The sequence below is a fragment of the Mesorhizobium sp. M4B.F.Ca.ET.017.02.2.1 genome (assembly GCF_003998955.1).
Taxonomy (GTDB): Bacteria; Pseudomonadota; Alphaproteobacteria; order Rhizobiales; family Rhizobiaceae; genus Mesorhizobium; species Mesorhizobium abyssinicae.
On sequence record NZ_RZOF01000229.1, the window covers coordinates 1 to 10,591 of the forward strand.

8 protein-coding genes and 1 pseudogene are annotated in these 10,591 nt (G+C 60.7%); 1 reads left to right on the top strand and 8 read right to left on the bottom strand.

The genetic code is table 11. The features are described from left to right. The 5 genes and pseudogenes from EN738_RS23220 to EN738_RS23240 all read right to left on the bottom strand — a co-directional run. Positions 1-804 (bottom strand): annotated as a pseudogene (locus tag EN738_RS23220) (branched-chain amino acid ABC transporter permease); the annotation flags it as partial. Further along, positions 804-1,706, bottom strand: a complete 903-nt coding sequence (locus tag EN738_RS23225) for an ABC transporter ATP-binding protein (RefSeq protein WP_126037991.1) — start codon at positions 1,704-1,706, stop codon at positions 804-806. The pseudogene EN738_RS23220 and the gene EN738_RS23225, both read right to left, overlap by 1 nt. Positions 1,707-1,762: 56 nt before the next feature. Beyond that, complete coding sequence (gene sfnG, locus EN738_RS23230; protein ID WP_126037988.1) at positions 1,763-2,863, bottom strand: dimethylsulfone monooxygenase SfnG; 1,101 nt, start codon at positions 2,861-2,863, stop codon at positions 1,763-1,765. Positions 2,864-2,888: 25 nt separating this feature from the next. After that, complete coding sequence (gene msuE, locus EN738_RS23235) at positions 2,889-3,485, bottom strand: FMN reductase (protein ID WP_126037984.1); 597 nt, start codon at positions 3,483-3,485, stop codon at positions 2,889-2,891. A gap of 498 nt (positions 3,486-3,983) precedes the next feature. Continuing rightward, positions 3,984-4,499, bottom strand: coding sequence for an amidohydrolase family protein (locus EN738_RS23240; RefSeq protein WP_348629104.1), 516 nt, complete (start codon positions 4,497-4,499; stop codon positions 3,984-3,986). Between the two features lie 602 nt (positions 4,500-5,101). On the opposite strand from EN738_RS23240, the gene EN738_RS23245 reads away from it, so the two are divergent. After that, positions 5,102-7,249 (top strand): S46 family peptidase, encoded by a 2,148-nt coding sequence (locus tag EN738_RS23245; RefSeq protein WP_091600481.1) that lies wholly within the window; start codon positions 5,102-5,104, stop codon positions 7,247-7,249. A gap of 1,032 nt (positions 7,250-8,281) precedes the next feature. On the opposite strand, the gene EN738_RS23250 is transcribed toward EN738_RS23245, so the two are convergent. The 3 genes from EN738_RS23250 to EN738_RS23260 form a co-directional block, all read right to left on the bottom strand. After that, positions 8,282-8,680 (bottom strand): hypothetical protein, encoded by a 399-nt coding sequence (locus tag EN738_RS23250; protein WP_091600482.1) that lies wholly within the window; start codon positions 8,678-8,680, stop codon positions 8,282-8,284. Positions 8,681-9,245: 565 nt separating this feature from the next. Then, the gene (locus tag EN738_RS23255; protein ID WP_091600483.1) at positions 9,246-9,737 is read right to left on the bottom strand and encodes a hypothetical protein; all 492 of its coding nucleotides are present in this window, start codon (positions 9,735-9,737) and stop codon (positions 9,246-9,248) included. Next, positions 9,710-10,099 carry a hypothetical protein gene (locus EN738_RS23260; RefSeq protein WP_091600484.1) on the bottom strand — a complete coding sequence of 130 codons (390 nt, stop codon included), beginning with the start codon at positions 10,097-10,099 and terminating at the stop codon, positions 9,710-9,712. Before EN738_RS23260 ends, EN738_RS23255 begins: the two co-directional genes overlap by 28 nt. Positions 10,100-10,591 lie beyond the last annotated feature (492 nt).

Genomic DNA, 10,591 nt, shown 5'->3' on the forward strand with positions numbered 1-10,591 from the left:
ATGCCGCCGCCGACGAACGGGCCGAGATAGACCTCGGCCAGCTTCTCGCTGGCGCCGATGATGAGGCCGCCAACGATGGCGCCGAGGATGGAATCGAAGCCGCCAAGCACCAGCACCGGCAGCGCCTTCAGCACGATCAGCGACAGCGAGAACTGGACGCCGAGACGCGCGCCCCACAACAGCCCGGCGACCAGCGCGACGAAGCCGGCCGCCGTCCACACGGTGCCCCAGATGCGAGGCAGCCGCAGGCCGACGGCGAGGGCCGCGAACTGATCGTCGGCGACGGCGCGAAACGCAAGGCCGATCCGCGTCCAATAGAAGAAGGCGCTGAGGCCTGCGACCATGGCAGCGGCGATCGCCGCCGCCAGCAGGTCGAAGGACGAGATCAGTACGCCGCCGACCTCGAATGGGGTGTCGTCGATGCCGAGGTCGAGCCCGTGCACCTGCGTGCCCCAGATAAGCTGGGCGGCACCTTCGATGATGTAGGAGAGCCCCAGCGTCGCCATGAACAGCGTCATCGGCGAGCGGTTGACCAGCGGCCTGAGCACGGTCCGCTCGATGGTGAAGCCGAGCGCGACCATGACCGCGAAGGTGATGAGCAGCGAAAGCGCGAAAGGGACGCGGCGTTCGACCAGGCTGACGAAAGTGAGTGCTGCAAACAGCACCATCGAGCCTTGCGCGAAGTTCAGCACGCCCGAGGTCTTGTATCAGCACGAATCCGATGGCGACGAGCGAGTACATGACGCCCGAGAGCAGGCCTCCGACCAGCACCTCGATGACGAAGAGGAAATCATAGTAGCTCATCAGATGTCCTCGCCATTCTCGCCCTCGGCGGTGCCGAGATAGGCCCGGATCACCGCAGGATCGGCGCGCACCTCGGCCGGCGTGCCGTCGGCGATCTTGCGGCCGTAGTCGAGCACGGCGACGCGGTCGGAGAGGCCCATGACGACGCCGATGTCGTGCTCGATCAGGATGATGGTGACGCCGTGCCGGTCGCGCGCGGCTCGCACGAAGCCGGCCATCTCGGCCTTCTCGGTCGCCGTCATGCCGGCCATCGGCTCGTCGAGCAGCAGCAGCTTCGGCTCGGCGACCAGCGCGCGCGCCAGCTCGACCCGCTTCTGCAGGCCGTAAGGCAAGGTGGCGACGAGGCGGTCGGCGACGCTTTCGAGATGCAGGAAGGCGACTATCTGATCGGTCTTTTCGGCGATTCCCGCATCTTCGCTCCGGGCGCGTGGCAGACCTGCAATATGTTCGACGAAACTGGCGCGCCTGGTGTGGACGCGGCCGCACGCGATGTTGTTGCGCACGGACAGACCGCCGAATAGCGCCAGGTTCTGGAAGGTTCGCGCAACGCCGAGCCGTGCTAGACGGCTCGCCGGCACCCGGGAGAAGGACTGTCCGCCGATCGCAATCCTGCCGCGGTCGGCGTGATAGAGGCCGCTGATGATGTTGATCAGTGAGGACTTGCCGGCGCCGTTGGGGCCGATCACCGCGCGGATCTCGCCGACTTCGACTTCGAGATCAACATCGCTCAGCGCCTTGACCCCGCCAAAGGAAATGCCGATCCCGCTCAAGGTCAGGATCGCATCAGCCTTTGCCGACAGGCGCACCGCGCGCGTCTCGTCAACGCGACCAGCACCAGCAAGAAGGGCGGAAATTTCGGGCGCGCGCTCGTATGCGGCGGCTCCCAGCGAAGCACCAATCATGAAACGTCCCTGCTTTTGAAGGCGTGTGGGCTGCGGCCCCGTGGGCCGCGCCCGTCCTATTCCGCGGCGACAAGCTCCCTGTCGCGAGCTGCTTCCAGTTCGCGCACCAGAGTAATGACGCGCTTGCCGAAGAACTCGACCTCTTCCTGGAAATGCAGGAAGCCGAGCAGGATCAGGTCGGCACCGGCGTCCTTCAGTTTCAGGATGCGTTCGGCGATCTGTTCCGGCGTGCCGATGAGATTGCTGCAGAAGCCGTCATTGTACTGAACGAGATCCTCAAGGGACGACTTCGCCCAATTGCCTTCGCCTTCCGGCGAGGCCTTGCCGGCATTCTTGACCTGATCGGCAAAGCCCTGCACCGCCTCCGGATTCGCCTTGGCGATGATCTCGTCGAGCACGGCGCGCGCTTCCTGCTCGCTCTCGCGGGCGATGGCGAAAGCGTTGACGCCGATCCTAACCTTGTGGCCGTTGGCTTTCGCCTTGGTGCGGATGTCGTCGACCTGCTTCCGGATCTCCTCCGGGGTATTGCCGTTGGTGAAATACCAATCGGAGACACGAGACGCCATGTCGCGAGCGGCTCGCGACGAGCCGCCCTGGAATATCTCGGGCAAGGGCTCGATCGGCTTCGGCTTCATGGAATAGTTGGTGAAGCGGTAGAAATCGCCCTTCAGCGTGAAGCTGTCTTCCGTCCAGATGCCGCGCAACGCTCGGATAAATTCCTCCGACCGGCGATAGCGCTCGTCATGATCGAGCCAGAGTTCGCCAATCGCGGCGAACTCGCCTCGGAACCAGCCGCTGACGACATTGACGGAGACGCGGCCATTGGTCAGGTGGTTGATGGTAGCGATCTGCTTGGCCGCCAGCGCAGGGTTCCACGGACCGGGCAGGATCGCTGCGATGACCTTCAGCGTTGTGGTCGCGGCAAGCAAGGCATGGCTGAACGAGACTGATTCGTGCTGGTTGTCGGCCCCATAGCCGGCTGTGAAACGGATCTGGCTCAGCGCATAGTCGAACCCGTTGGCCTCGGCAATCTGGGCGAGCTTGCGGTTGTAGTCGATATCCCAACCCGTCCGCTGCTCGATGTTGGAGATGACCAGGCCGCCGGAGACGTTCGGGACCCAGTAGGCGAATTTGATGGCGTCGGAATGCGAACTCATGTCGTCGTTTCCCCTGTTGATTGGCTCAGCCGACGCGGGTGGCGACGGCGGCATTTGCGTGACTTGAGTTGAGCAAGGAGACCGCGTCGGTAGCGGCCCTTGCAATACGCTCGATGATGGCTGCGCCGACGATTTCGCCATCGACGAAATCGTCGGGCGTGCCGTAGACACCCGTAGGGACGGTGACAGCGCCAAAAAAGCCGAACAATGGCCGGAGCTGATGTTCGAGCACCAGGCCATGGTATGGGCTCCCGCCGGTCGCCGCGAGAAGCACGGTCTTGCCCGTCAACGCGCGATAGTCGACCAGGTCGAACAGGTGCTTGAGAGCGCCAGTGTAGGAAGCCCTATAGACAGGCGTTCCGACCACGAGCAAATCGGCCTTCTCGACACGCTGGATAATCGCTTCTCCAGATGCGCCAAGTGCGCCGCGGGATAGTCCGGCGAAAAGCGACGGTGCTGCCTCCGTGATCTCAATCAGACCGGTGTCGGCAGGCAGGCGCAACGCGACCGCCTTGACCAGCGCATTGACGACCGCCGTGGTGCGGGACGGGTTGCTTACACCGCCGGATATTCCAAGAACCGATAATCGTGCCAAGTGATCTATCTCCCACACATGCGCCATAGGCCACCACCGAAACCAAACGATGTTCTATGAGTACTTTGTTCTGATGTTTTCACGTCAATGGGAAAAACGGCGCTGCTAGGAGCGGCACGCCCACCGCATTCGATCTCAAATGGGATTAACTTGGCAGGGGCCGTAGGCGTCACCCGCGAGTTCGACTTTGGCGAAAACAGGCTCCGCCGGCGCGATATGAGGAATGTCGTCCAGCCGTTTGTGACAGCGCTCTCCACCGATGCCACGCAATCAAATGAGCGCGTGTATCATGACGGCTAGGCGTGCGAGAAACGTCCTCAGGCATTGCCCTACGAAGGAGCCGACATTAGCGCCGAGATTTCAAGGCTGGTCAGGGACGATTGAGAGTTTTGAGCACCGGCAGCACGAAGGCGGCAATCGCAGCGTCATGCCTTCGCAACCATCGGTAGCTGCTCAATACGTTCTGTTGTGCTCCTGCCTGTGTTGCGTAATTCCCCTGAATGGCAACGGATTACCTGCGTCTGGTTATTCATTCTTCACCACTCGCCCGCCCTTGATGATCTTTCGAAGCCGGGCGGGATCGGACAAAATCGCGAGGTCCTTCAACGGATTGCCGTAGACGGCGATGAGATCTGCGTGAGCGCCAGGCGCGATGGTGCCAATGAGGCCTTCCATGTTGAGCACGCGGGCAGCATCCACCGTCGCGGATCGGATCACGTCCCGAGGCTTGAGAACGCGGCCGCGCAGAAGAAATTCCTCTGATTGGTGCCTATGCATCTGGCCAAGCAGATCGGAGCCGTAGCCCATGGTCACGCCAGCGCTTTGAAGCGTTTCGAGCGCCGACAAGCCGGCATCGAGAACGAAGCTCACCTTTTCAAGGGATTCGGCGGACATGCCGTATCTGGCTCCGTCCCGAGCGACGACAGCAAAGGTGATGTTCGTCGGGACGACGAACGCGCCTGCCTCGCGAACCCGGTTGGCGGTTGTCGCTTTGATGAGGTTTCCATGCTCGATTCGGATGGTCGACGTTTCATCCCAGATTTACTTTCGCGCCTCACGCCGGCACTCGCGCACATAGTCCGCCGGGTTATGTCGCCAAGCGCCGAGCGGATTTGCGGCAAGGGGAAGTCCGGGCACTCCTCGCACCCTCGTCCTCGCGCAACACCGCACGTAACAGAAACGATAGCACGCATTCTCACAATTAACGACGGCTGTTCGGCAGTGGGCTTCGTCGCGAGCGAGGACGAGAGTGTCGGGTCTACAACCAAATGTCGGAGGTCGGACCCAAATGTCGGAGGTCGGACACGCAAGGCCCTTACCACGTAGGTGATTGAAAGCTTTATTGACGAGGCGCTCCAATGGCCGGCCCGCAATGCGGGAGATATTGTTAGAGGCGTCTCGAATGACTTCTCCGCGGGACCCGAAGGGCGTCTCAGGCATCCTTTGGCACGATTAGTGCAACGGATGATCCGCAAACGTTGCCGATACAATGTGAGGGGAGCGTCACCCAGATTTTTGTGTTGACCGTCCACTCACTCTTCACCCAGTGGCTGCCGCGCAGGCGCTTGCGGACGCCGGTCAGCCCGATAGCTCATCGATCCAGATCAGCGGAGAACAATACACAGAATGGGAACGAGATCAGCATGAACTCGAATTTTAGTCGTTTGGCCCAAGCCACCGCTATGAACTTGCTCTGGACGTCGGCGAACGAAGGCATGTGGATGCCGGCCCAGATTACGGAACTTGGCGCGGCCATGCGCGCGAATGGACTCCAGCTTGATCCCGCGCAGCTCAGCCGTCTAGACACTGCCCCGCTCAACGCGATCGTATCACTGGGCGGATGTTCAGCTTCCTTCGTCAGTCCGCAAGGACTGGTTGCGACCAACCGTCACTGCGTGCTGGAATCGATCCAGTACAACAGCAAGGAGAGTCAAGACTATCTCACCAAGGGATTTCTAGCGAAAAGCCTTGGTGAAGAATTACCCGCGGTGCCCGGCAGCCGCATCTATGTGATCGAGGATATCCGTGATGTGACCGCCGACATGCTCAAGGGCGTATCGGACAAGCTGAACGGCTTTGCCCGCTATGAGCGGCTCGACAGGAACCGGAAGGCGCTGATCGCCGCATGTGAAGAACAGCCCAATCGCCGCTGCGACGTGGAGTCCTATTATGGCGGCGCCTCCTACTATCTCCAGCAGAAGCTCGAAATTCAGGACGTGCGCCTAGTCTATGCGCCCGCGCTCGGCATCGGTAACTTCGGCGGCGAAACGGACAATTGGACGTGGCCGCGCCACACAGGCGACTTCGGTTTTTACCGCGCTTATGTCGCTCCTGATGGTTCCTCCCGGCCTTATGCGCGCGACAACGTGCCCTACCGGCCGAAGAGCTGGCTGCGCATTGCCTCTAAAGGCGTGCAAGACGGCGATTTCGTCATGGTCGTCGGCTTTCCCGGAGAAACCAATCGGTTCCGCACGGCGGATGAAGTACGGTTCAATTTCGCGCGGTACGAACCGCTGTTGCAGCATTTGCTGTCGGATTATGCGGCCCAGATAAACCAAACCACGGCAGGCAATCGAGAAGCGCAGATCCGCTACGCCTCCATCCTGCAAGGCGTGGAAAACTACAAGAAGAAGTTGGCGGGCGATCTCGCCGGGGCCAATGCGATCGGGCTCGACGTGCGCAAGGCGATCGAGGAGAAAGCTTATCTCGACTGGGTCGCCGACGATCCCGCGCGGCAGGCGCGCTATGGCGCAGCGATCGGCGAACTGGGCGCCATGGTGGACGAGAATAGCCAGGCCTCGCTCGAGGGGCTGCGCCAGGCGCTGCTGAACCGCGCGCAAATGCTCTCATCCGCGCGCACTCTGTATCGCTGGGCCAAGGAGCACGAGAAGCTCGATGAAGACCGCGAACGCGGCTTTCAGGATCGTGACCGTAACCAGACCGTGGATCAACTGACGCAGATCGAACGCGGTTACCTGCCCGACATCGATCGCAAGCTATTTGAGGCCGCGCTCGATGAATATCGCCGGCTAGACGCAAAGGACCGCGATACTGCGTTCGAAACGGCTCTGGACCAAATCGGCCTTGACCGACTTTATGCAGAAACCAAACTCGCCGACACGGCCACGCGGCTCGGCTGGCTCGACAAGCGGGCTGCTGCCTTCGAGGCGTCGGACGATCCTTTCATCAAGCTGGCGGTCGCGCTCTATCCCGGCGACATAGCTGCGGAGCGCGCGGCGAAGGACCGCGCTGGCCGAGCGCAGGCGGCGCGCGCGACTTATATGCAGGGCCTGCGCGCCTACTGGCAGGCGATTGGCCGGCCGGTGTATCCCGACGCGAATGGATCGCTGCGCATCACCTGGGGCAAGGTGTCGGGGCGAACACGCGACGGGCAGATCTGGACGCCATTCACCACGGCTGAGGGACTTCTGGCCAAGCACACTGGCAAGGGCGAGTTTGATGCGCCCGCCGCCGCCGTCGCTGCGATCCGGGCCAAGAATTATGGCCCCTATGTCGCGCCGGAGCTGGGCACTTTGCCGGTCGACTTCATGTCCACGGTCGACATTACCAATGGCAATAGCGGCTCGGCCACGCTGAATGGGCGCGGCGAGTTCGTCGGTCTCGCCTTTGATGGCACGCTCGATGGAGTGATCTCCGATTGGGCATATGCCGCAGACCGCAGTCGAAGCATCCATGTCGACAGTCGCTTCATGCTTTGGACCATGGACAAGATTGACGGCGCTGCCTGGTTGCTCAAGGAGATGGGAGTGCTGCCGGCGTCGCGTTCATGAGCGGGGTAGTCTGGCGGTAGGCGGCCTGTCGGCGTCATACCTCCACAAATCCCCCTTGGAATTTTAGACAAATCCCGTGTGGAAGCGCCGCCTCAGCCGGTCTTGCAGCGCCTGCCGGTCGGCGACGAGGTCGTCGCAGCGACCCGGCGCCGCTGCCCGGCCATCAATTGTCCAATCGGCGCCCACGTGCCAACACAAACACGCCGCAGTCATAAGCATTCGGCTGTCGGGTCATGGGGGCTGCCTCGAAGGTGCCGTTCAGCACCCTTGCGAGCTGGTTTGCAGGCTCGTCGTTGTGGCCCTGTCCGGGAGGAGTCGTGGTGATAGGCGACCCGCTCCGGGTTGCGGCCATCAACGAGCAGCAGCGAGCAATGGGTGCTGTCGCTGGTACGATTGCCATTGCTCACTGGCACGAATAGGAAGTCGGCTGGGCCGACAGCTCGATTATAGATGACCTGCAATGTCTCTTGCGCGTTCTGCGACCCTGCGTAACGCATTTGATCCACCTCGCGACCCAAGTTCCATGTTCCAGTCTGCCAATTATGCGACTTTAGAAGTACAAACCATGAACGCTGTGGCCGCGTGGTTATTGAGTTCCAATCGCTATTTAGTCTGCTTGCATGTTCCGAAATGACCGCGTTGGGCCCGCAAGCTGACAGGCGGCTTTGCGGACCACTGGGTAGAAAGGAGTCATCCGCCACGACGTTGCGCACAGCCCGGAGGTGCAACTCCAACGCATGATGCGTATCTTATAGCGAGTTTAGGTCTATATGGAACTCAAACGCACCTCCGGTCTGCAGATCACCACGTCGTATTCAGCGCGTGCGCATTTTCGAGAAGTCGGCACCGACGACTAGCAGGTTCTCATGTTCCATCTTGGCCCCTCCGGCATCATCCTTATTGATACTGCTTGGCACCATGACTTCGAACCTGACCGACGTCACAAGGTCATCGCTCACACTCGACACCCACGCTCAACCGGAATCGTCAATATGCAGCAACATTTCTGCATCGACATCAGCTGATACGTCATCAGCAATAGTCATCGATCGAGTCGCCAAGGTCCTCTCCAGCTAGTTCGCAGAAGTGCTTCAGAGCGCCCTTGAGACTGAAGAAGGTGAATTCGCTTCGGTGATGGAAAAGGCCATCATGGATTGAAATGTGGGCCACTGCCCAATTCTTTATGGCGTCGCCGGCAAAATGAGTGAGTACGATCAGGTCATCGTCCTTGAGATTCCGGTCGACGACGAGGCTCGTGGAGAGCTGGTTGCGCGCGAAGATACTTCCGAAAGAGAGGCGCGATTCATAAAGAAGAAGGGCGTCGTCGGTGAATTCGTCCGGGCACGCCGGAAATTCGGTTGGAACCTTCCAGCGGACCTGGACCGCAAGAGGGGTCAGAGATGGGTAGAGTGTTTCTGCCTGGTTAAGCATTCTTCAATCCTCGCGGCGTGAGTGCCTCAATGATCAGCCTTGCCGAGAAACGACACTTGGTAAAGACTTGCGACCGCAAAGATCGGGTGGCCGTGTCACTAAATGCATATAGCCCTAGCGACTGCTATACCTGATTGAGTGTTGCGCGCCCGCCACGCTCGGACTGAGCGATTTGACGGCGATGCTTGCACCGTCAACAACGTGATTCGAGACAGCATGAGACATGGCTGCATGAGTGGCCCAAGGGTCACCGCCTAACCCGTAACATCCTGAAATCCGTTGCGGCCTGCTTGGTGGCGAAGCCGTACGTCCACCACCCTTGCCATCGACGTCCAGACGGATCCCCTGGATCGGCAGCTTTCAGGAAATGGCTTGGGCAATTCGAGCGGCTGGAATGAGGCGCAAAGCCGCCGTTCACCTCTCCTTCGAGTCAGCGCTCCGACCGGCCAAAATCGTCGAGGCCTCCAACAAGGTGAAATGGGTATTTCACACTGACGCGCAACCCGGGGTGATGAAGGTATGCCAAAACCCACCGAGCCTGATTGGCGATCCAGCGTTAGCCGTCTCAACCTGAAATCGCGGCAACGTTTGCCGACGACTGATCCAATGCCAACCGCTCCATTTCCGGGCGACTGTGTTCACGGGCGGCAAGAATCTGGGCTCTTGTCTGCTTGAGTTGCTCAAGACCGAGAACCAAGGCGCCCTGCAGCCGCTTGCGGTCGCCGAGAATATCCTGGTCAATCTGCGCGATATCGCGTGGATCGATCGCGCGTGAGGGATCGAAGACAAAGCGGGCTTCGACGGACCTTCGCCAATTTAACAACTTCTGCGCCGTTTTGGGTTCGAATCCGGACACGCTGTAGAGCTTGTTCCTCTCGACATCGAGCGCTGTTTCGACGCCATACGACTCCAGGACCTGTTTCTTTCCCGGTCCGATGCTCTCGATCTTTGCCGATGAGATTTCAAAGTTGTCCAGGAACCGGTGCAGTTGCGCCTGACGGCGGTTGCGCTCGAGCTCCGAGATCCTGGCTACCGTTTGGAAGGTAAGATGTCCCATTCGCGCCTGAGCCCGGCGAGCACCGTTTTTTGCCTGTCGAAGGCATCCGGCCCGGCTCTCTGCATCCACGTGGTTTGCGCGTTTTTCCACTGGGTGGCGGCCTCGCCGGCGATGCGCCGGTATTCCGCAGCCTCACTGTCCCTGTTCAAGAAACCTCTCAACCCCAGAAAAACCCCCAAGGCAATGCCCAGCACCCAGATCTGCGCCATCATCAAGCCAGCGACGCCGACTACTGCGGCCGCTACTCCTGCCCGGAAGTTGGTGCGGCGCGCGTGCCCCTTGAGCTTCAAGGCGTTGGGATCTGGTGTCACATTCTTCTCGGGGACGGTCGGCACCGGCCCGGGATGCGGGATGGCGTCCACCTGCGCTGGAATCCGGCGATATCGAAAAGCGTCGCCCCGCTGGCGGGAACAACGGTTGAGAACAGCGGGACGCCAGTGGCGCCTTCCATTTTGCACCAAGGGCACGGCGATGAGCCAAGTGACCAGTGGCTGGAATTGGCGGAGCACTGCTTGAGGTTCGCTTCAAGTTCGGCCAAGGCAGCCGCCCAGTCCCGGGCCACGGGCCTGCCAGCCGACGTTCCTTTTTGCGAGAAGGCATCCTCAAACATTTTTGCAAGTCGTGGGCCGACGGTGGAACGCGCCCCGAAACCCGAAGCTTCTTGCAGGCCGAGAAGGAACTGGACGGCAAGGGCTGGCTTCCCGCAGCGTTGCGGGCGACGGTCAAAGTAGAAAGCGAAAGTATGGCAATCGCCGCCGACTAAGCACGGTTCGCATTCAAGGTCAGGGCAGCGATGCCCCGACCTTGAATGCGTCCGGAATGTCTTTCGAGCCGGTATCGAACCCGCCAAGGCC